Consider the following 21,255-nt stretch of genomic DNA (forward strand, 5'->3'; position numbering starts at 1 on the left):
TCCGGCGTGCCGTCGTGTGGCTGGTCGCCGGTCTTCGGGCCGGACCGCCGTTCGCAGAGCCCGGTCGGGGGGTGCCCCTATGTGTTTGGTCAAGGTCAAAGGCCAGTAGGTTCGTGCGGTCGAGGGCGGGCCGAGCCGTAGGGGTGTGCATGAGTGATGGACAGGTGACGATCAAGCTCACGAGTGACGAGGCGCTGGTGCTGTCGCACTGGCTGGAGAAGCTCCGGATGACGGACTTCAGCCGGGTTGTCGACGATCCGGCGGTCTGGGCGCCGATCCATCGGATCGCCGGAGCGCTCGACAAGGCGCTTCCTGAGCTGTTCGCGCCTGACTATGACCAGCGGCTTGAGGCGGCGCGTCAGCGGCTTCGGCCGGAGGACTGATCGAGCAGTCTGGACTCCTCACCTGGCCGCAGTGGGTTGGGGCTCGTAGAAGGTTCCGTCGCGGAGCATCGCGAAGAGGATGTCGGCCCGGCGTCTGGCGAGGCGGAGCAGGGGCCTGGGTGTGGTGCTTCCTTTGGGCGATCTTCTTGTCGTAGTAGGCCCGGGAGGCCGAGTCGCCGAGTGCGGCGAACGCGGGAAGGAAGAAGGCCCGATCGGCCGCATGCACCGTCTGACCGGCCGGCTGACCGGAGAACTGTGTCGCGTCTACGACCGCTATGGCCTGAGCGAGGGAAGGTTCGGCGTCCTGTGCGCACTGCGGCGCGCCGGCGAGCCCTGCGAACGGGTACCGGGCGAACTCGCCGCGCACACCATGGTCACCACCGGCGCGATGACGAAGGCGGATCGACCGCCTGGAGCGGGCCGGGCTCGTCACGCGCCGACGGTCGGACGGCGACCAGCGGGGGCAGGATCGTCGCCCTGACCGCGGCCGGCCGCGACCTGATCGACCAGGTGTTCGGCGACCACATGGGCAACGAGCGCAGCCTGCTGGATCTGCTGACGGAGGACGAGGCCAGGACGCTGGAATCACTGCTCACGACCTGGCTCGCCCGCGTCGACGAACGAGAGTGAGCACGCCGGCCGCAGAACGCACCGCCGAGACGTCCGGCCTCCCCGCACGCGGGACCGACAACGCCAACGCCGCACGCCCCGGTCGGGTGAACCCCTGCTCACCAGCCTGCGGCCAACCGACGGGGGACGCCCGCCGGACGCATACTTCGCGCACTTGCGGTGCGACCTCGCTGCCACACGCCCACCGCCGAAACCCTCTCTTGCACACGGCTGCCGGCGTCTGCCTGCGCGGCTTCACCGGCGTCGACACGGCCGAGCAGGCGGAGCTGATCTGCCGGGGAGCTCCGTACGAGTGCGGTTACGGGGCCGTACGTCACGAAATGCGGGCCCGGGTGTGGGATCACCCGCACAGCGCCCAGCCACCCACCGGAGTACCCGCGGGGAAGTCGGAGCCGTGGCTGTCGTGTCCCGTGCCGTACCGGACGTCTGTCGGTGGGGCCGAGGGCGTGGTGAGCACGTGAGGAAACCGCGGTAACCCCCTTTTTCTCGGACAGCCTGGACAGAACCGGTTGGACGCAGCCGTACGCCGTGCTTGAGGAAGGCGGCGGGTCCCTGCATGCGCAGTGCCCGCACGCCCCGCGCCCCGCCCACGCGGTCCGCCCAAGTTCGGCGAGAGCGGTACCACCAAGCGGACCCTCCCGCACGACCGAGTCCTAGGCCGCCTGGGTGGCCCCGTGCCCGCCGCGTGCGGCTGGCGGTGGTCGCCGCCGTCGCCAGCGCTGCGACGGCGGCGACCCGCAGCCTGCGCTCACCGCGCCCGCGGGCACACCGGCGCGGCAGTCAGCCCCCCATACTGGCCCGTGCCGGGTCAGCGGCGGAGGAACTCGATCAGGTCCTCGTTGAAGCGCTCCTTGTCGCCGGGGACCATGGCGATGCCGTGGGAGCCGCCCTCGTACACCTTGAGTTCGGCGTCGGCGATGATCTCGGCGGACTTGCGGCCGGTGGCGTCGATGGGGACGACCTGGTCGTCGTCGCCGTGGACGACGAGGGTGGGGATGTCGAACTTCTTGAGGTCGTCGGTGAAGTTCGTGTAGGCGAAGGCGTCCACGCAGCGTACGCCGCCCTCGATGGTCTGGGCCATGGCCATGTACCAGAAGGCGTCCTTGTTGCCCTGTGTGACCTTGTTGCCGGGCCGGTTGGCGGAGAAGAAGCCCTCCGCGGTGTCCTTCCAGAACTGCGAGCGTTCGTTGAGGATGCCGTTCTTGATCTGCTCGAACACCTCGTCCGGGACGCCTTCGGGGTTGTCGTCGGACTTCACCATGACGGGCGGGACCGCGGACAGCAGTACCGCCGAGCGCAGGCGCCCGGTGCCGTGACGGCCGATGTAGCGGGCGAGTTCGCCGCCGCCCATGGAGTGCGCGACCAGTGTCACGTCGGTCAGGTCGAGGTGGTTGATCAGGTCGTTGAGGTCGTCGGCGAAGGTGTCGAAGTCGTAGCCGTCCCAGGCGGGCGTGGAGCGGCCGTGGCCGCGGCGGTCGTGGGCGATGCCGCGGAATCCGGCGTCGGCGACGGCCTTGAGCTGGTCCTGCCAGGCGTCGCCGTTGAGCGGCCAGCCGTGGATGAACACGACCGGGCGGCCCTGGCCCCAGTCCTTGTAGAAGATGTCGGTTCCGTCGCGGGTGGTGCACACCGGCATGGTCGGGTCCTCTCGGTGATGGGTTCTCGGGGCGCCTCCGGCGAGGTTCGGGCCGGGAGGCGGTGGGCGGGACGGTTCAGGCGAAGGCGTCGGCGATGCGGCTGCCGGTCGTGGCGTCGATGTTCTTCCAGTACTGGAAGGCCCGCTCGCGTACCGCCGCGGACACGCCGTTGCGCAGATGGCGGGTGACGTTGCCGACGAGCCGGTCGCGTTGTACGTCGTCCATGACCTCGCGGACCAGGTGGCCGGGCTGGGAGAAGTCGTCGTCGTCCGCGTGCAGGGTGTAGGCGGCGCGTACCATCTCGGCCGTCTCCACCCGCCAGCCGGCCGGGTGGTTGTAGCGGTCCTCGTCGGCGCTCGGGCCGCCGTAGCTGTTGGGGGCGTAGGGCCGGGCGACCTGCGGCTCGCTGAAGCGCATCGCTCCGTCCTTGGCGTAGGAGCGGACATCGGTGAGGGTCTGGTTGGGCGGCAGCTGCGTGTAGTTGGTGCCGACCCGGTAGCGGTGGGTGTCGGCGTAGGAGAACAGCCGGGCCTGCAGCATCTTGTCCGGTGAGGGGCCGATGCCCGGGATGAGGTTGGAGGGGGCGAAGGCGGCCTGCTCGATGTGGGTGAAGAAGTCCCCGGGATTGGTGTGCAGGGTCATCCTGCCGACCTCGGTGAGCGGGTAGTCGGCGTGGGGCACGGTTTTGGTGACGTCGAAGATGTTGTACCGGTAGCCGGGGGCGTCCTCGTACGGGATCAGCTGTACGTACAGCGTCCACGAGGGGTGCTCGCCGCGGTCGATGGCCTGCAGCAGGTCCCTGCGGTGGTAGTCGGCGTCCTGACCGCACAGTTCGGCGGCCTCGTGGTCGGTCAGGTGCTCCACTCCCTGGTCCGACTTGAAGTGGTACTTGATCCAGGTCCGCTGCCCCGAGGCGCTGATCCACATGTAGGTGTGCGAGCTGTAGCCGTTCATGTGCCGGTAGGACCGCGGGATGCCGCGGTCGCCCATGAGGTAGGTGACCTGGTGGGCCGATTCCGGGGACAGCGTCCAGTAGTCCCACTGCATGTCGTTGTCGCGCAGCGCTCCGCGGATATGCCGCTTCTGGGAGCGGATGAAGTCCTGGAACTTGCTCGGGTCGCGCATGAAGAAGATCGGTGTGTTGTTGCCGACCATGTCGTACACCCCTTGCCGGTGTAGAACTTCAGCGCGAAGCCGCGCGGGTCCCGCCAGGTGTCGGGGGAGCCCTGTTCGCCGGCCACCGTCGAGAAGCGGGCCAGCATCTTGGTACGGCGGCCGGGCTGGAAGACATCGGCCGCCGTGAACTGCGTGACGTCGTTGGTGACCTCGAACGTTCCGTATGCTCCGCTGCCCTTGGCGTGCACGACCCGCTCGGGGATCCGCTCCCGGTTGAACTGGGCCATCTTCTCGATGAGGTAGTTGTCCTGGAGCAGGATCGGCCCGTCGGCGCCGACGGTGAGCGAGTACTGGTCGCTCTCCACCGGGATGCCGGTGTTGGTGGTGGACACGGGGTCGGCCATGACGCACTCCTCCACGATGACAGGGAACTATGCGCGGGCAGGTGGCGGCCACGGCGGACAGCGGAGTCTCGGGCCGGTCAGGGCCATGCACCGCCGGCGGGCAGGAACACACACGCACGACCGCGTCCACGACGGCGAGGTCGCTTTTCGCATTCCCTACCACTATCCGGGCTCGGCTCCGGGGCGGCAATCCGGGCGTTCCACCCGTGCCGCCGGTGTTCCGGGCACGGGCAGGACCATCCCCTCGCCAGCGGCCTCCTGCGGGCGCGGACCACGTCGACGAACAGCGGGATCGGCGGCAGGAACCGCGGCGGGCGGACTCAAACCGCTTCACACCGGCTGTCACCCCGACGGCGGGCCCCGATCACCTGAACGGCACGGTTGCCGGGCAGCGGAGGAAGTTGCTCGCAACGGTATGCGGAGGGGGAAAGTTCACCCGCAAGGAGAAGTTGATGCGTGCAACCGACGGACACGCCCGCCGCAGGACCCTGTCCGCAGTGGCGGCGACCGTGGCCGCAGGCGCGGTCCTCGCCGGCTACTGCGCCGCGCCCGGCGCCGCGTCCGCCCTTCCGGCATCACTCATCACCGGCGGCGGCACGAGTGACGGCGACACGTCCAACGGCAACGTCCCCTGCGGGATGCCGTCCGTCTCGCTCGACCGCACCACCCAGTCCTTCCTCAACCAGCTCGCCCACCAGGGCGGCAAGCCGCTGTTCGAGCTGACGCCCCAGCAAGCCCGGAAGGTCCTCGACAAGCTCCAGGCCGGCCCCGTGCCCGAACTCCCCGCCGACATCACCGAGAAGACCATCAACGGCGGACCCACCGGGCAGGTGCCCCTGCGCATCGTCCGTCCCGCCGGAGTCAAGGGAACCCTTCCCGGTCTCGTCTACATCCACGGCGGCGGCTGGGTACTCGGCAACGCGAAGACCCACGACCGCCTGGTGCGCCAGCTCGCGAACGGAGCCCGCGCGGCGGTCGTCTTCGTCAACTACACGCCCTCCCCCGAAGCCCGCTTCCCCGTCGCCATCGAGCAGGCGTACGCCGCGTCCAAGTGGGTGGCCCGGCACGGGAAGGAGATCGGCATCGACGGCAACCGCCTCGCCGTCGCCGGCGACTCCGTCGGCGGCGACATGACCGCGGCCGTCACCATGATGGCCAAACAGCGCGGCGGAGTGAAGTTCCGCCAGCAGGTCCTGCTGTACCCCGTCACCGAGGCCGACTTCGACACCGCCTCGTACAAGCGGTTCCAGGAGAACTGCTGGCTCACCCGCGCCAACATGAAGTGGTTCTGGGACAAGTACGCCCCCCACGCCACCGACCGGAACAACCCGCTGGCCTCGCCCGACAAGGCCACCACCGCCCAACTGCGGGGCCTGCCCCCCGCGGTCGTCGTCACCGACTCCGACGTCCTGCTCGACGGGGCCAAGACCTACATCGGCAAGCTGCGCGCCGCGGGTGTCAACGTCCAGCACCACCACTACCCGCACACCGTGCACGACTTCATGATGCTCAACGCCCTGCGCGACACACCGTCCGCCAAGGACGCCGTCGCCAAGACCACCGCCGCCCTCCGTCAGGCACTGAACGGCTGACGCAGGCTCCCGCACCCGGCCGGAGGCGTCATCGTGCCGCCGGCCGGGCACGGCCCGCACACGGGCCACCGGACCGGCCGCTCCTGACGGCTCGGCACCCGAAGCCCGGTGCCGCACCCGGGTGCTCCTGGAGTGGCTGCCGGGCCCACCGGTACCCCGCATGTTTCCCCGTCTCCGCGCCGTGTCCGCCGCGAAGTCGTCCGGCGTGGACCGAGCAGGAGGAGCAACACGATGACAGGCTTCTCACCGGGCTTCCGGGGCCGGACCCACGCCTTCGAGGGACGTCTTCCGCCGGGCCAGTATCCGACGGAGTCCTTTCCCGTGCTGTCCGCCGGGCCGACCCCGCACCTGGATACCGCGCAGTGGTCCTTCACCGTCACCGACGAGAGCGGCCGACAGCGTTCCTGGACGTGGGACGAGATGATGAACCTGCCGCAACAGGAACCCACGGTGGACATCCACTGCGTCACGCGCTGGTCGAAGTTCGCCACCAGGTGGCGCGGCGTCTCCCTCGACGTCCTGCTGGACGGCATCGACACGGCAGCCGGCTTCGTCGTCGCCGAGTCCTACGACGGATACACCGCGAACCTCCCCCTGGCGGACGTGACCGGCGGCAAGGCGTGGCTGGTCCACTCTTACGACGGCTACGCCCTCTCACCCGAGCACGGTGGACCGGCCCGCCTGCTGATCCCGCACCTGTACTTCTGGAAGTCGGCCAAATGGGTCAAGGGCCTGCGCCTGACGCTCCAGGACGAACCGGGTTTCTGGGAGTCCGTCGGCTACCACAACTACGGAGACCCGTGGCGCGAGCAGCGCACCTGGAGGGACTGATGGGCACGCCGGACGCGCCGGGCCGCCCGGTCACGCCCCCGCGGCCGGGGCGATGGTTTCCGGCCCGGCTCGTGGAGCGGGAGGAGCAGACGGCGACCGGACGCACCCTCCGGTTCGACGTGCCCCGGTGGCCTGGGCACCTGCCGGGGCAGCACGTCGACGTCCGGCTCACCGCCGATGACGGCTACCAGGCGGTGCGCAGCTACTCCCTGGCCCGCCCCGCCGACGGCGACGTGGTCGAACTGGGCGTCCAGGCGGTGCCTGGCGGTGAGGTGTCGCCGTACCTCGCCGATGACCTGCCGGTGGGCGCGCGGATCGAGATGAAGGGCCCGCTGGGCGGGTGGTTCGTGTGGGACGGCGCAGCCGACTCCGCGCTGCTGCTCGTCGCCGGCGGCTGCGGGGTGGTGCCGCTCATGGCCATGCTGCGGGCCCGCCGCCAGACCACCACCGGAACACCCTGCGCCCTCCTCTACTCCGTACGCGACCCCGACGAGGTCTGGTACGCCGACGAACTCGGCACACCGCGGCCCCACGAGTCCATACGCGTGCTCTACACCCGCCGGGCGCCCGGTGGAGCGAGCCGCCCGGCCGGCCGCGTCACCCGGGACGACCTGGAGGGCCTGCCACCGCCGGGCGCCCGCTGCTACGTCTGCGGTCCGACGGGCTTCGTCGAACACGCCGGTGACCTCCTGCGGGCCGCCGGCCACCCCGCCGACCGGATCAGGACGGAACGCTTCGGCTGAACCGCCCCCCTACCTCGTCAGGAGAAACCCGTGAACCAGCCCCCCGCCCGCCACCTCGACGGAAACGCACTGGCCGGGCCGCTCGCCGACGTGTTCACCGTCGATCCCACCACGGCCTGGCGTCTGTGCCCCACCTGCCGCATGCCGGCAACCCTCGGGCAACTGCACGTGTACGGCCCGGGCCCCGGTCTCACCGGACGCTGCCCCGGCTGCGCCGACATCGCTGTCCGGGTCGTCACCCAGCCCGGCTTCCTCTGGCTCCAACTGGGCAATGGAGGCGGAGCGTTCCGTCTCGGCGTGCCGACGGCCGCGCCGTGACCCGGAACCCGGTGACGCCGCGGACCCCGGTCGGTCGCGGAGCGCGTCACCTTTTGAAGGGCCGGCCGGCGGGCGGGAGCGGTCCCTCCCCGTCACGGGCCGGACCGCCCCGCGAAGACCGGACGATGCTGTTCCCACGGCTGTTCCCGCACCCGCACCACTGCGGGATGACCGGGACACGTATGACGCTCCTGGTGGCGGCAGGCGGCGCGGCCGGAGCGGCGGCGCGTGCGGGAGCCGACCTGACGGGCCCCGCGACCGGAACGGGTTTCCCGTGGACGACGTGGGCCGTCAACCTGGCCGGCTGCGCGCTCATGGGCGTACTGATGACCCTTCTGAACCACAAGCCCGGCCGCCGCCCGATGTGGGCCGGCCCGGTGCTGGGCAGTGGATTCCTCGGTGGCTTCACCACCTTCTCGGCCTTCTCCGCCGACGTCCAGCGCCTGCTCACCGACGGCCACGCGCCCACTGCGGTCGTCTACGCCGCCGCCACCGTCGCGGGCGCACTGGCCTCCACAACGGCGGGCGCGGCACTGACGGCGGGCCTGCTCCGCCGGGGCACCCGGGGTGACCGGTGAATGCCGCGGACTGGGCCTGGCTCGCGCTCGGCGCGGCCATCGCCTCACCGGTCCGCTACTGGGCCGGTGCCGCCGCCAAGTCGACGCGTCGGCGTCCCTTCCCGGCCGGCACCTTCGCCGTGAACTGCGCCGCGTGCCTGCTGCTGGGAATCGCCCTGGAGATGCGGGTCCCGCGGGCCTGGGTACAGTCACTCGTCGCTGTCGGCGTCTGCGGCGCCCTGTCCACATGGTCCACGCTGGCCTGGGAGACGGTCGATCTGCTGCGCACCGACCGACTCCGCACGGGCGCGCTGTATCTCGCGGCGAGTCTGCTCGCGGGCGTCACGCTGGCCTGGGCTGGCACCATGGCCGGACGTTGGATCTGGTGAAACCGCCACCGTGTGGGCGATGCGGGGTGTGGAATCGCACCCAGCACGTCCCGCGCCGTGACGACAGCCGCCCGTCCGTACGGAGTCGGCCACCCCCGCGTGGAAAGAAGTCTCCCCTGAGCGCCCACAACCGCCTGGGCAGCGCGGAGTGCTCATGCGGTTCGTCCTTGATCGCTGCGGTGGCCTGGCGGCGGCGCGCGAGACGTGAATTCGGCGCTCGCGCACGTTGAGCAGCAGATCCATTTGCCTCGAATGTGGCTGAGCTCGCGCGGTGGTCAGGCGGCCGGGCCCTGTACGACCCGCGTCCCGGCGAGCCGCGTTCTCCCGGCGCCGGGGTGAGCTGCCGCTTCTACCACTCCGGCGACACGCCCTGACGGTCACCCGGCGGCCGCCGTTGCCTGCGGACTCCCCGCGGTCGGCTGGCTGGCTGTCCAACCCCGGCCATGGCTGGCCGGCGGGGTGGGGCCGCCGTGGGCAGTGCTACGAGCCGGGCTCCTGGTGCAGGTCCAGGAAGAAGCGCAGCAGTACACCAGGCTCGCCGGGCTCCCGCATCGTACGGTCCGCCGGCGCGATCGCGCACCGCGCGGCGAGCAGCTCTTGGACCGCGAAGGCGGTCTAGTCATCGGCGGCCGCGACCTCGACCACAGCCAGGCCCGGCACCGCCACGTGAGCTTCGTTGAACTGCCTCATCCTCATGCCACAGGCGACGTGCCGACGCTCAGGGAAGTTCTCCCGCCCGGTCGGCTTCACCCGACCGAGTACACGAGCGAAGCGCGGCTAGGCCTGTCGAGCGAACGCAAGGAGCGGGCGAGGAAGGGCCCGCATGCCCGGTGAGGGCTGTGCAGGTCCTGAACGTCCTCAAGAGGGTGTCTTCGCATCGTGCAGCACGTTCTACAGCACATGACACTCTTCCGTACTTCAATTCCCGGGATCTTGGCGGCCGGGATGGCCCTGGCCTCTGCCCCGGCACATGCAACGACCATCATCGGCTTTGGGAACAGTGCGGCAAACAACACCTGCGTCAACACAACCTCGGGTACCCGTGCTGATGGCGCCACCGTGCACGGCTCCGGAACAGCCGACGGCCTACGGCTTGCGTTGCCCTCGCTCGCCCCGATCAACCAGTGCGGCAACCTAGGTCTGCCTCAGGAGCAGTACGTGGCACGGAATGTGATCACTAACAGGCTCCAGATCCAGAGGGACGACCCCAGCATCGCCCTGCCCCGGTGAAGTCGCCGGCCCGGCCCAGAGGCACAGGGCTGTTGCAAAGTCGGGTGGTCGGGTGTGGGGCTGGTGGGAGAGGTGGTGGAGGGCTGCGGTGATGCTGTGGTGTCTGGCCCGGCGGAGGATGCTGATCGCGAAGTTCCGCAGAGTGGCCATGTTCTCCGGGCCGCGTCCAGTGCGGATGCGGCTGGCGTCTTCGGCGAAGACGGCGTCCCGGACATGCCCGGTGCCGCCGTCCGGGACGGTCCGGCCTGCGGCGCCCTGGCCGGAGCTGCGCCACGGTTGGGGGCGCCTCGTCTGCTGTGCCGTCGTGCGGGCACGCGTCGTCGGCGGCACCGTGCCGGAGTGCAGCCCGTCAGGGCCGGGACCGCAGCCGTGACCCGCCACCACGCAGTTCGTTACCCAACGAGGATGCCCTTCAGAGGGCCTGATAGCGGCTTTGCGGCTTTGCGTGCTCTGGCCCCTAGGCCGTGTCTTCAAATGATCTTGAGTAGTGGATCATGATTGGGTGATACGTCGCCATGAACTGTCCGATGCTGAGTGGGAGTTCGTTCGACCGTTGCTGCCCGAGTCCTTGCGGGGGCGGAAGCGGTTGGACGACCGCACCGTGCTCAACGGGATCGTGTGGAAGTTCCGGACCGGCACCGCTTGGCGGGATGTGCCCGAGCGGTACGGTCCGTGGCACACGCTCCACACTCGCTTCCGCCGCTGGGCCCTGGACGGCACCTTCGAGCGGATGCTCCGTGCCGCCCAGGCGCGGGCGGACGCGGCCGGGAACATCGACTGGCTGGTGTCGGTCGACTCCACCGTCGTCCGTGCCCACCAGCACGCCGCCGGGGCCAGAAAAGGGGGCTGCGCGTCCCCGGCCTCGGACGCTCCCGAGGCGGACTGACCAGCAAGACATCTCATGTGTCGTTGGAGGTCAACTTCGGTGGTCAGGCTGCGAGTGCAACAGGTGCGGTGAAGGCCCGCTTGGGCTCGTAGGGCGTGCGGTTCTGCAGGCAGTGGTAGAGGCAGCCGAGGAGCTTGTTGAACAGGTTTCGCAAGGCGGCGGTGTGTCGTTCACCGGTGGAGCGTCGAGCGTCGTAGTGCTCGCGAGGCTCGTGTGAGCGCAGAGCGGCGAAGGCCCACATGTAGCCGGCGGAGGCCAGCCGCTGGTTCTTGACCGCTCTGGCGACCACGACGCGGCTGCGACCTGAGGCGCGGGTCACCGGGGCGGCGCCTGCGTATGCCTTCAAGGCCCGGGCGTCGGCGAACCGCTCCCGGTCGTCGCCGACCTCGGCGATGACACGCGCCCCGGACGTTACCGACAGCCCGGGGAAGCTGGTAATGATCTCCGAGTCCGGGTGGGCCAGGAACGCTTCCTCGGTGGCCGTCGCAAGGTCGTCGACGCTCCGGCAGGTTGCGTCGAGCTGCTGGATGAGGGCCTGGGCCTGCTTGCCCATGGCCTGCTCGACCATCGGCAGCTGGTGCAGGCAGCCCCTGCGGAAGATCTCCCGGAGCCGTTCCACCTTGGGCTCGGCTCCACGCCGCAGCCGGCCGGCACGGTTGAGCAGAGCACGCAGCTGGCTACGGGTGAGCCGGGCCGCTGCCGCCGGGGTGGGTGCCGCGGCCAGGACCGCGCGGGCGTGCTTGGAGTCGAGGCCCAGCGTGCCGGAACCGTGGAACGCCTGGAGGGCGGCTGGGTAGTACTCGCGCAGGTGAGAGCGGATTCTGTTGACCATCTGGGTCTTGTCCCAGATCGCGTCCTGACGGGCTCGGGCCAGGACGGCGACGGCCTGGACGAGTTCGCTGTCGGCGGGCAGTGGCCGGTGGGCGGCCATGTCGGTGCGGAGGATGTTGGCCAGGACGCGGGCGTCAGCGGCATCTGACTTGGCCCGGGCGACGCTGCTGCGCTCGCGGTAGCGTGCGGCGGCCAGTGGGTTGATCGCGTAGAGCTTCCGCCCGGTGGCCCGCAGACTGGCCACCAGCAGGCCGCGCGGGGTCTCGATTGCCACGGGTATGGGCTCCTCAGGACTGTCGCCGTGGCGGGCCAGCAGCTCCAGCAGGGCATTGAAGCCGGCGCTGTCGTCGCTGATCCTCAGCTTGGCCAGTTGGGTGCCGTCCTGGTCGACCAGCGCGATGTCGTGGTGGTTCTCAGCCCAGTCGATGCCGCAGAAGACCTTGCTCAACCTCGTTCTCCTGTTTGCGCGTTGTGAGTGTGCTGGTCGGCTCGGTGCGGAGCACGCGGCGCTCTGATAGAAGTGCTCGGGGCACGCCATCTCATGAGCCGTTCGTGTCTCCAGCGACCGGCAGGGACCTCGGTCTGCTGGAGAGCTCTGGGCTCGCGAACTTCTGAGAGGTCGGCCCCTGCCGGCGGGCTGGGGACATGAAAACCTGGCTGGGTGCGGTGCCACCGGGCGGGGCGCGGTCTTGCTGAAGGGATCGCGTCCCCGGATCCACCTTGGGCCACCACCCGGCGGCACGGTGAGGAGGAGCCGGTCTGACCCGAGGGATCACAGTCCCGGAACGGGGGCAGGCTTCCACCTCACACAGCGGGCCCTTGCGCTTCCGTGCTCGGGCTCACTGCTGAACTATTAGATCCACCTGGCCGCAGACGGCCATGCACGGCCTCTGGCACTGGCCGTCACAGCGGGCCCGGCCGGTGACGCGCCCGCCTTCGAGACGGTGATGACCCGTATCCGGGTGCCGAGAAGCGGCGCCGGCCGGCCCCGGACCCGCCCCACCATGGTCCTGGCCGACCGCGCCTACTCATCCCGGGCGATCCGCGGCCACCTGCGCCGCCGCCAGATCCGCGCGGTCATCCCGCAACCGTCGGACCAGGTCGGTCACCGTCTGCGCCGGGGCCGCCAAGGCGGGCGCCCGCCCAGCTTCGACGCGGAGACCTACAAGCAGCGCAACACCGTTGAACGGTGCATCAACCGCCTCAAGCAGTGGCGCGGCCTGGCCACACGAACCGACAAACTCGCGATCGCCTACCAGGCCGCGCTCCACCTCGCCGCCATCCTCATCTGGACACGGCGCTGACCAAAGAGACAGAACCTAGCCGACCTACTGTCCTCCTGCCTCGAGAGCGTCCACCGCACCGATCTCCGTCACCTGACCGGCGCGGCGGCAAGGGTCCCCGCGGTCCTCGGTCTCGGCCTGCCCGATGTCCGCAAGCTCGTCTCCGGCCTCGTGCGGTGGACAGGATGGCCGAAGGGCGCCCGCAAGCATCGGTCACGGATGCCGCACAGCGCACCTGCGGGGTATCAGCCGCGGGGGCGGCCGGCGAGGAGGCGTTCGCAGCGGCCCGGGGAACCATGGAGCCGACCGGCACCCGGTCCCGGCGGAGCGGACCGGCGGGGCCCGGCACATCGGCAGTGCTGCCGTTTACCTTTCCCACCCGCTGTCGCACGGCGTGGACTTTCCGGCCAAGTTCGCCGGAGGGTCTTGGCCGGGGAAGCCGCCGTGATCTACGCTCGGAATTGTAATTTACTTTTCAATGAGGAGGAACGCATCATGCTGACTCGCTCCTGTCGATCCAACATCTCGACCCTCTCGACCCGCACGCGTCTGAAAAAGCAGGCCCCGTTGGTGATGCGGCGGTGACGGAGCCGGTACCGAAAGTTCAGAATTCCGGACGGGGAATGGTACGCAGGGTTCTGCCCCTGGGTCTTCCCCTGGCCATAGGCTTCGTCGCACAGCTTGCCATCTCCTTCACCGACGCCGCGCTGGTGAGCAGGCTCGGACCGGACGAGCTGGCAGGAGTCACCCTCGCGCTGAGCGTTTTCAGCGCGACCATGCTTTTCGGTCTGGGAATCGTCACAGCGGTCACCCCCAGACTGGCGGCCGGCTACCGCGCGGCCGACACGGGCGCCGTACGCACCTGGTTCGTGCAGGGCGCGTGGCTCGCGGTACTCGTCGGGATCCTCGGGATGGCGGTACTGCTGAACACCGGGAACATCCTGACCTTCATCGGGCAGAGCCCGCGGACAGCGGATATCGCACAGGACTACAACGAGGGCGCCGCCGTCGGTCTGCCCCTGTTCCTCCTCTACGTCGACGCCCGATGCCTGCTGACCGGCATCGGCCGGCCCAGACCCTCGACCTGGGTGATGCTGGCGGCCGTCCCCCTCAATCTGGCCCTCGGCTACGCACTGACTTTCGGCGCCGGGCCGATACCGGGCCTGGGGGTCTTCGGAGCCGGGCTCGCGAGCACACTCGTCCGGGCCTTCATCGTCCTCGCCGTCACGGCCCTGCTCCTCACCGGCCGGCTTCGCGAGCTCGGGCTCAGGAACGCGTCGCTCGCCCCCCGCCTCCCCCTGCTCGGCGAACTGCTGCGGGTGGGCTCCTGGATCGGCGTGCGCATCCTGCTCGGAGAGGGGTTCCTCCCCGTACTCGCGTTCTTCGTGGGCCGCTTCGGAGCCGACGCGACCGCCGCCCACGCCATCGGTCTGCGCCTGGAGACTCTGGTGGTCGTCTTCGCTCTCGGCTTCTCCGGCGCGGCGACGACCCTGGCCGCGTGGGCCCGGGAGGACGGCGACTGGCGGGCCCTTCGGGACCTGCGGTCCGCGCTGCTGACGATCGGGCTCGGCTACTCCGCCGGCCTGTCGGTGGTCATCCTGGCCACGTCGGGCTTCATCACCCGCGTGCTCTTCGGGTTGCGCGACCCAGGAACGGAGAGCATGGTGCACAAACTTCTCCCGCTCGTGGTCGCCTATCTGATCGTCGACACGCTCATCACCATGTCGATGGGGTATCTGGTGGGTCTGTCGGACACCAGAATTCCCACGATCGTGGTCGGTGTGGGCTACTGGATCATCGGTCTCGGAACCGGAATCCTCCTGAGCGAACTGACACCCCTCGGATTCTACGGCCTGTGGCTCGGTGTCATCACCGGCGGATGCGGAATCTGGATAGGTGTTTTCGCGCGGACCGGACGCCATATCGCCGTCATCAAAAACACGCGGAAAAAGGGAGACGCACATGCCGAACCCGAAATTTTCGGCCCCGGCCGACATGGGCACCGAAATGCGTGACGTCGAGAGCGACATCACAACGAACGACAGAATCGCCCCGTACATCCGCAGGAGTGACCGGCTGGTACCGGAAACCCCGAAGCAGCAATTACGCATCAAACGTAAATGGGAGCTGGAGAACTCCCGGCTGCGTGAACGTCCCCGCATGGACCCGTGTGAGGTGAGGACCTGGCAGCTCGACCGCCTGCGTGCCCTCGTCGACGGGGCCTACACGACGATTCCGTTCTACCGGGAACTGTATTCGGCCGTCGGGTTCGAACCGGGGGACATCGTCACCTGGTCCGACTTCGAGCAGCTGCCCGTCATCGACAAACGCATGCTCATCGAGGCGGGCGTGAGCGAGGAGACGAGGAACGCGGCCGGGACACGGACCGTCCACTCGGCCCGCACCTCCGGATCCAGCGGACTCAACCTGACGATCCTTCAGGACAACGCGAGCACCGACTACCGGGTGCTGCTGAACATGCGCCACGCCGAACTCGCCCTCGGTCGCGCCCTGAAGCCGGACGACTGGCGCTACCAGGTGTACTTCGCCGCCGAGCGGCTCACCTCGCTGCTGGGCGCCTACCCCTACGTCACCGTCGCCCAGGAGTGCCCCACCGACGTCCTCCTGGAAAACCTGGCCCAGGTCCGCCCCCAGGTCATGCTCTGCTTCCCGAGCTATCTACAGCGGCTCGCGGAGGAGAACGTCGCACTCGACGCGCTCGGCGTGGAGACGATCATCACCAACTCGGAGCGCAGCAGCCGGGAGGAGCGGGAGAAGTACTCCCGGATCTTCAGGGTCCCGGTGCTCGACGAGTACTCGTCGGAGGAGTTCTCACTCATCGCCTACGAGTGCCGGGAGCGCCACTACCACCTCGTGGAGGACAGCGCGTACATGGAGGTCGCCCTGGCCGACGAGACCGGGTTCGGGCACATGGTCGGCACCTCGCTCGGCAACGCGTTCATGCCGTTCATCCGGTACGACCAAGGGGACATCGTCCGCCTCGCGAACCCCGACGCCACCTGCGGGTGCGGTTCCCGCTTCCGGATGATCGACGCGTTCCGGGGCCGCGAGGACGAGAAACTGCGTGACGGACGGAGCCGCACGGTGCCGGCCGACGCCGTTCTCGGCCTGTGTGACCGGACCCTGGTCGTCGAGGAGTCGAACGTACTGCAGTACCAGATCGTCCAGGTGGCATCGGACCGCATCGAAGTGCGGCTCCAGTTGTCGGACCCACGGAAGGGCACCGAGGACAACGTGCTCCTCACCGAGTTCGTCCGCGAGCTCTCGTCGCTGTTCCTCCACGAGAAGATGCGGATCGACATCGTCCATGTCGGCGCCTTCGACACGTTCGTCTCCGGGAAACGACGTCTCATCTACGCCGAAGGGGCGTGGGCGCGTGACTGACACGGACAGCAATGCCCTCCACACGTCAGGGGCACCGGACAAGTGGGCGAGGTTCCGGACCGAACTCTTCGAGCTCGGCGCACGACAGGAGGCGTACGAACGCTCCGTCATCAACCTGATCGCCAGTGACAACGCCGTGCCCGGGTGGCGGGCCCGCTCGCTCCCCTACGGGGGCGACATGATCCAGGAGGGAATCGTCGGCAAGCGACCCTTCGCAGGCGCGGCCCTGCACAACGAACTGGAGCGCGTCGCGGCGGAGATCGCGTGCGAGGTCTTCGGCGTGGATCACGCGATCCTCCAGTCCCATTCGTGCAGCCAGGCGAACCAGGCCGTCTACCAGGGCCTGCTGCGGCCCGGGGACCGCGTGCTCGCCCTGCGGTTCCGCGCGGGCGGGCACCTCACGCACGGTATGCGGGCGAACTTCTCCGGCCGCGACTACGAGTTCGGGTTCTACGGGGTCGGCCCGGACGGACGTATCGACTACGAGGAAGCACGCCGCACCGCGAAGGAATTCCGCCCCCGGCTGGTCATCTGCGGTTCGTCGTCGTACCCGTGGAGCTACGACCTCGGCGAACTGCGGTCCCTCTGCGACGAGGTCGGCGCTTATCTGCACCTCGACCTGTCGCACGAGGCGGGGCTGATCGCGGGCGGCGCCTTCGCGTGCGACCTGCGGGCCGCCGACGTGGTGACGATGTCGCTCGACAAGACACTCAGAGGACCGCACGGAGCCGCCCTGCTGTGCCGTGCCGAGCTGGCCGACCGCATGGACGCCGCAGTCCACCCCGGGACCCAGTCGAGCTTCCCCATCCGCAGGCTCACCGACGCGGCGGCGGCGCTCCTGGAGAGCCGGACAACCGCCTTCGCCGAGTACGCGAGCCGGAGCGTCGCGCTGGCCCGGGCGCTCGGCCGGCGGCTGCTGGCGCACGACGCACGGGCCGTCGTCGGCGGCGGCACTGACAAGCACTACCTGCTCCTGGACACCCGACGGGTCTTCGGGCACGACGGGCGCGGCGCGGAGGCGCTGCTGGAGGACCTCGGCGTCCTCACCAACCGCCAGTCGCTGCCGCACGACCCCTCCGACCGGTTCAGGGACGCCGGCGGACTGCGACTGGGCACGGCCTGGCTCTCCTCCTGCGGCTACACCGTCGCGGACGCGGAGGAGCTGGGCGGACTGGTGGTGCACGCGCTCTCCGGCCGGGACCGCGAAACGTGTGCCGCCGCGTTCCGCGAGCTGACCGGCCGGGACCGGCCGGGCGATGTGCGCGGCATGACGGAACTCTTACCGGCGGCGAACTGATGGGGGACCAACGCGTGAAGACACTCACGGACTACGAGCAGATAGGTTTCCTCACCGGGGCGAACCTCGCGGACGGCCACGCCTACCAGGGGCTCACCACCGGCCAGGAGATGATCGTCGACCGGCTCGGCAACGCCTGGCGGAAATCCGAGGCGGAGTCGATCCCCGAATCGGAGCACCGCTACATCGACCGGTACGCGGAACTGATCGGGTCGGCCGGACTCCAGGCGGCCCCAGGGCACCTGATCCTGCCGACCGCGTCGAACTCGATCGACCTCGTCGCCGCGTATCTCACCCTCACCGGCAAGCGCGTCCTGCTGACCTGTCCCACCTTCGACAATCTCGCCCTGATCCTGCGCCGGCGCGGCGCGGACCCTGCTCCCGTCTCCGAACGGCAGATCTCCGACGGCGAGTCACTCGCCCGCCGGCTGCCCGGCACGGACGTCCTGTTCCTGGTGAACCCGAACAACCCGACCGGCACCAACCTGTCCGAGGAGGCCTTCACCGCGCTCGTGCGCGTGTGCGTCGAGCACGCCGTCACGATCGTCATCGACGCGAGCTTCAGGCTGTTCTACCCGCAGACCTGGGACGCCTACCGCGTGCTCCAGGACCTCGGCGCCTCGTACATCGTCTTCGAGGACACCGGCAAGATCTTCCCGACCCAGGACATGAAGGCCAGCCTCCTGTCCTGCTCGGCCGACCACCGCGCCCCGCTGCGGGAGATCTACAACGAGATCTACCTCTGCGTCTCCAAGTTCACCCTTCGGGTCCTCGGAGACTTCTTCGAGGAAGCACGGGTCACCGGCCTCCACCGCTCCCTCCACTCCCTCGTCGCGCGGCGGCGCACCCGGCTGCGGCAGACGCTGGGCGAGGACCTCGTCGAGCGGGAGGCCCGGCCGAGCCGCATCAGCGTGGAGTGGCTGTCCACGGCGGGCACCGGCCTCGACGACCGGACCGTCGTACGGGAACTGCGCGGGTACGGCGTGGGCGTGCTGCCCGGACGCGGGTTCTTCTGGGACTGCCCGCACGCCCCGGACAGCACCCGCAACGTGCGGGTGAGCCTCATGAAACCGGACAGCGAGTTCGAGCGCGGACTCGCCCTCATGGCCGAGTACTTCGACAAGGCGGTACGCCGGTGAAGATCGTGGTGTCCGGCCGGTCCGTACCCGTACGACTCGCCGAGTACTGCCGTCGACGGGGCATCGTCGTCGACCATGTGGACGCGCCGCCCACGGAACAGGAACTGTGCCGGCGCGTCCGGGACGCCGACCACTACCTCCTCGGTGGTGACGAGCGGCTGTCGAGGGCCGTCCTGGAGTCCGCGCGCTCCCTCGGCTGCGTCTCCTTCACGGGCACCGGCGCCGGCTCGTTCATCGACCTCGACGCGGCGCGCGACACAGGAGTACGCGTCCTCACCACACCAGGGGTGAACGGCGTCGCGGTCGCGGAGTTCGCCCTCGGACTGGCCGTCGGCCTGATGCGCCGGGCCCTTCCCGACCTGCACAACCGGGAGCAGCCGGCCCGGACCTCCACCGAACTCACCGGGGCGACGGCCGGCATCCTGGGCCTCGGCGCGACCGGCGCGGCGCTGGCCGGGATGCTGGTCCGCGGGTTCTCCTGCCAGGTCCTCTACCACTCCCGCATCCGTAAGGAACGGGACGAGAGGGCGCTCGGCCTGACCCACGTCGGCCTGACGGAACTGTTCACGCGCAGCACCACGGTGTTCGTCTGCTGCTCCCTGAACGACGAGACGACGCATCTGGTGGACGACCGGCTCCTCGGCACGGGGCCCGCACCGCGTTATCTCGTCTGCACAGCCGACCCCCGGGTGATCGACCCCGACGCCCTGCGCCGCGCCCTGGAGACGGGCGCCCTGACCGGCGCCGCGCTGGACGGCTACTACCGGGAACCCGTCCCGGACCCGGCTGACGACCCCCACGGACTGCTGCGTCTGCACGGCACCTCGCTCTTCGTCACCAGCCACATCGCAGCGTCCTCCGCGACGTCCTGGAGCCGTATGGAGAACGCGGCGGTCGACAACCTGCTCGCCGTCCTCGACGAGGAGGCGCCGTGAGCGGCGAGGCGGCCCGGGCCCTGGTCGAACAGCTGAAAACCGTCGTGCCGGACGGCTGTCTGGTCCTGCCGTCGTCACCGCGGTACGACGCGGCCCGGCAGGTGTACAACCGGATGCACGACCACCGGCCCGCCGCGATCCTGCGCAGCCTCGACGAGACGGTGCTGCGCAAGGCCCTCACCTGCGCGGCCACGCTCAAAGTCCCCGTTGCGGTGCGCAGCGGCGGCCATCACATCGGCGGGTTCTCGACCGTCGACAGCGGCCTGGTGATCGACTTCTCGGTATTCCGGGACGTTGCCTACGACCCGGACACCGGGACGGCCCGGGTACGGCCCGGAGCGCGCCTCGGGGACCTCGACGCACGGCTTGCCGCCTACGGCCGCTGCGTCCCCTCGGGCACGGTCAGCGACACCGGAATCACCGGACTCACCCTGGGCGGCGGGATCGGATGGCTGGTGGCCGGTCACGGACTGACCTGCGATCACCTGAGCGGTGCTCGCGTGCTGCTCGCCGACGGCCGGGTCCTGGAAGTGTCGCGCGACCATCATCCCGACCTCTTCCACGCGCTGCGCGGCGGCGGGGCCGGTGCCTTCGGGATCATCCTGGAACTGCGCTTCCGGACCCTCCCGCTGCCCCGGATCACCGCCGGTTCCGTACGCTTCCCACTGGACCGGGCAGCCGACGTGCTCCACCGGATCCACGGACTGCTGGAGGAACGCACACCCACCTCACTCACCCTCGCCCCGGCCCTCGTACACCGCGACGGGGTGCCCGAGCTCTCCGTCGACCTGTGCTGCCACGGCGACGCCCGGGAGACGGCCAGGGAAACCGCCCGGCTCAGAAGGAGGATCGGGGGCGACTGGTCGGATGTCGTGGAGCGGGCATACCCGCGCTGGCAGTCACACTTCGACTCGTCCTTCCTGCCGCCCATGCGCGGGTACTGGAAGTCCACCCACTCCACCCGTCTGGCGTTCGATCCCGACCTGTTGACCGGCGCGCTCCGCGCCGCGCCCACCGCCGGGTGCTCGGTACTCGTCGAGTACTTCAACACCGACACCCTGCACGCCCACGCCGAGGGATCCGCCTACCCCCTGCGGGAGTCACGGATGGGCGTTCTGCTGTCGGCGAGGTGGCCGGACCAGGCGGAGGACGACACACACGTCCGCTGGGGGCGCACCTGGACCGAGCGGCTTCGGTCCGGGCACGACGGCGTGCGGGCGTACTCCAACTACTCCGACGCGTCCGACTCCCACGCGGGCGTGGCCGGCGGCGACCGGAGGCTCGGCGACGTCCTGCGACAGCTGGAGGAGACGTACGACCCGGACCGCCTGTTCGCACGAGGCCATCGAGCCGCGCTTACCTCAGCGACGCTGTGAACTCCCCGGCGGACACCCCACTCGATGTATGCAACGGCCGGCACCCGCCGTAGCGACGAGTGCCGGCCGGGACACCGCGCACGTCCAAGCTGGCGGGGCTGGGGCTGGCGGAGGCCGAGAACGCACCACGACGCACGTCACCGGTCCGGGAGCGGACGGCATCGTGCGCGGCGGACCCCACCCGGCGGGCGCCACACTGGGGAGAGGCGGTGTTACCGGACGGCGGTACGGGTCAGGCCGGAGGTGGCCTGCTTCGCCAGGGCGGCGAGCGGG

The 21,255-nt window shown here is 69.8% G+C and carries 15 protein-coding genes and 6 pseudogenes; 16 read left to right on the forward strand and 5 right to left on the reverse strand.

Features of this window, described 5'->3' with window-relative positions; genetic code table 11:
• Positions 1-149: 149 nt before the first annotated feature.
• Positions 150-383 (forward strand): hypothetical protein, encoded by a 234-nt coding sequence (locus tag ACSURM_RS37755; protein ID WP_436960743.1) that lies wholly within the window; start codon positions 150-152, stop codon positions 381-383.
• 18 nt (positions 384-401) lie between these two features.
• On the opposite strand, the pseudogene ACSURM_RS37760 reads toward ACSURM_RS37755, so the two are convergent.
• A pseudogene (locus tag ACSURM_RS37760) lies at positions 402-594 on the reverse strand (IS110 family transposase); the annotation flags it as partial.
• A gap of 9 nt (positions 595-603) precedes the next feature.
• Between ACSURM_RS37760 and ACSURM_RS37765 the strand changes: the two are divergent.
• Positions 604-1,013, forward strand: a pseudogene (locus ACSURM_RS37765) (MarR family winged helix-turn-helix transcriptional regulator).
• An 808-nt stretch (positions 1,014-1,821) separates the two neighbouring features.
• Here ACSURM_RS37765 and ACSURM_RS37770 read toward each other — a convergent pair.
• Positions 1,822-2,649, reverse strand: a complete 828-nt coding sequence (locus ACSURM_RS37770; protein ID WP_436960745.1) for an alpha/beta fold hydrolase — start codon at positions 2,647-2,649, stop codon at positions 1,822-1,824.
• Positions 2,650-2,725: 76 nt separating this feature from the next.
• Positions 2,726-4,170, reverse strand: a pseudogene (locus tag ACSURM_RS37775) (catalase).
• A 452-nt stretch (positions 4,171-4,622) separates the two neighbouring features.
• On the opposite strand from ACSURM_RS37775, the gene ACSURM_RS37780 reads away from it, so the two are divergent.
• From ACSURM_RS37780 to ACSURM_RS37805, 6 genes are all read left to right on the forward strand, one after another.
• Positions 4,623-5,762: an alpha/beta hydrolase gene (locus ACSURM_RS37780; protein WP_436960747.1), complete on the forward strand. Its 1,140-nt coding sequence runs from the start codon at positions 4,623-4,625 to the stop codon at positions 5,760-5,762.
• Positions 5,763-5,993: 231 nt separating this feature from the next.
• Positions 5,994-6,593 (forward strand): sulfite oxidase-like oxidoreductase, encoded by a 600-nt coding sequence (locus ACSURM_RS37785; RefSeq protein ID WP_436960749.1) that lies wholly within the window; start codon positions 5,994-5,996, stop codon positions 6,591-6,593.
• Positions 6,593-7,336 (forward strand): ferredoxin reductase, encoded by a 744-nt coding sequence (locus ACSURM_RS37790; protein WP_436961267.1) that lies wholly within the window; start codon positions 6,593-6,595, stop codon positions 7,334-7,336. The genes ACSURM_RS37785 and ACSURM_RS37790 overlap by 1 nt, the downstream gene beginning before the upstream one ends.
• A 30-nt stretch (positions 7,337-7,366) precedes the next feature.
• Positions 7,367-7,654, forward strand: a complete 288-nt coding sequence (locus ACSURM_RS37795) for a DUF6510 family protein (protein ID WP_436960751.1) — start codon at positions 7,367-7,369, stop codon at positions 7,652-7,654.
• A gap of 167 nt (positions 7,655-7,821) precedes the next feature.
• Positions 7,822-8,232 (forward strand): fluoride efflux transporter FluC, encoded by a 411-nt coding sequence (locus tag ACSURM_RS37800; RefSeq protein ID WP_436960753.1) that lies wholly within the window; start codon positions 7,822-7,824, stop codon positions 8,230-8,232.
• Positions 8,229-8,600 (forward strand): fluoride efflux transporter FluC, encoded by a 372-nt coding sequence (locus tag ACSURM_RS37805; RefSeq protein WP_436960755.1) that lies wholly within the window; start codon positions 8,229-8,231, stop codon positions 8,598-8,600. The genes ACSURM_RS37800 and ACSURM_RS37805 overlap by 4 nt, the downstream gene beginning before the upstream one ends.
• 480 nt (positions 8,601-9,080) lie before the next feature.
• Here the strand turns inward: ACSURM_RS37805 and ACSURM_RS37810 are convergent.
• A pseudogene (locus ACSURM_RS37810) lies at positions 9,081-9,296 on the reverse strand (DUF6207 family protein).
• A gap of 1,021 nt (positions 9,297-10,317) precedes the next feature.
• On the opposite strand from ACSURM_RS37810, the pseudogene ACSURM_RS37815 reads away from it, so the two are divergent.
• Positions 10,318-10,724: pseudogene (locus tag ACSURM_RS37815) on the forward strand (IS5 family transposase); the annotation flags it as partial.
• 35 nt (positions 10,725-10,759) lie between these two features.
• Here the strand turns inward: ACSURM_RS37815 and ACSURM_RS37820 are convergent.
• Positions 10,760-11,995, reverse strand: a complete 1,236-nt coding sequence (locus tag ACSURM_RS37820; protein WP_436960756.1) for an IS110 family transposase — start codon at positions 11,993-11,995, stop codon at positions 10,760-10,762.
• 409 nt (positions 11,996-12,404) lie between these two features.
• Here ACSURM_RS37820 and ACSURM_RS37825 point away from each other — a divergent pair.
• The 7 genes and pseudogenes from ACSURM_RS37825 to ACSURM_RS37855 form a co-directional block, all read left to right on the forward strand.
• A pseudogene (locus ACSURM_RS37825) lies at positions 12,405-12,851 on the forward strand (IS5 family transposase); the annotation flags it as partial.
• A gap of 560 nt (positions 12,852-13,411) precedes the next feature.
• On the forward strand, positions 13,412-14,845 hold the full coding sequence (locus ACSURM_RS37830) for an MATE family efflux transporter (protein WP_436960758.1): 1,434 nt from the start codon (positions 13,412-13,414) through the stop codon (positions 14,843-14,845).
• Entirely contained in the window at positions 14,838-16,235 is a 1,398-nt protein-coding gene (locus ACSURM_RS37835) for a phenylacetate--CoA ligase family protein (protein WP_436960760.1), read from the forward strand. Before ACSURM_RS37830 ends, ACSURM_RS37835 begins: the two co-directional genes overlap by 8 nt.
• On the forward strand, positions 16,228-17,532 hold the full coding sequence (gene glyA, locus ACSURM_RS37840; protein ID WP_436960762.1) for a serine hydroxymethyltransferase: 1,305 nt from the start codon (positions 16,228-16,230) through the stop codon (positions 17,530-17,532). Before ACSURM_RS37835 ends, glyA begins: the two co-directional genes overlap by 8 nt.
• A 14-nt stretch (positions 17,533-17,546) precedes the next feature.
• A complete protein-coding gene (locus tag ACSURM_RS37845) occupies positions 17,547-18,671 on the forward strand; it encodes an aminotransferase class I/II-fold pyridoxal phosphate-dependent enzyme (protein WP_436960764.1) in 1,125 nt (374 codons plus the stop codon).
• Entirely contained in the window at positions 18,668-19,606 is a 939-nt protein-coding gene (locus ACSURM_RS37850; protein WP_436960766.1) for an NAD(P)-dependent oxidoreductase, read from the forward strand. The genes ACSURM_RS37845 and ACSURM_RS37850 overlap by 4 nt, the downstream gene beginning before the upstream one ends.
• Positions 19,603-20,982 (forward strand): FAD-binding oxidoreductase, encoded by a 1,380-nt coding sequence (locus ACSURM_RS37855; RefSeq protein ID WP_436960768.1) that lies wholly within the window; start codon positions 19,603-19,605, stop codon positions 20,980-20,982. The genes ACSURM_RS37850 and ACSURM_RS37855 overlap by 4 nt, the downstream gene beginning before the upstream one ends.
• Positions 20,983-21,255: the final 273 nt, after the last annotated feature.

Source organism: Streptomyces sp. SudanB182_2057, from assembly GCF_964272715.1.
GTDB lineage: Bacteria > Actinomycetota > Actinomycetes > Streptomycetales > Streptomycetaceae > Streptomyces > Streptomyces rubradiris.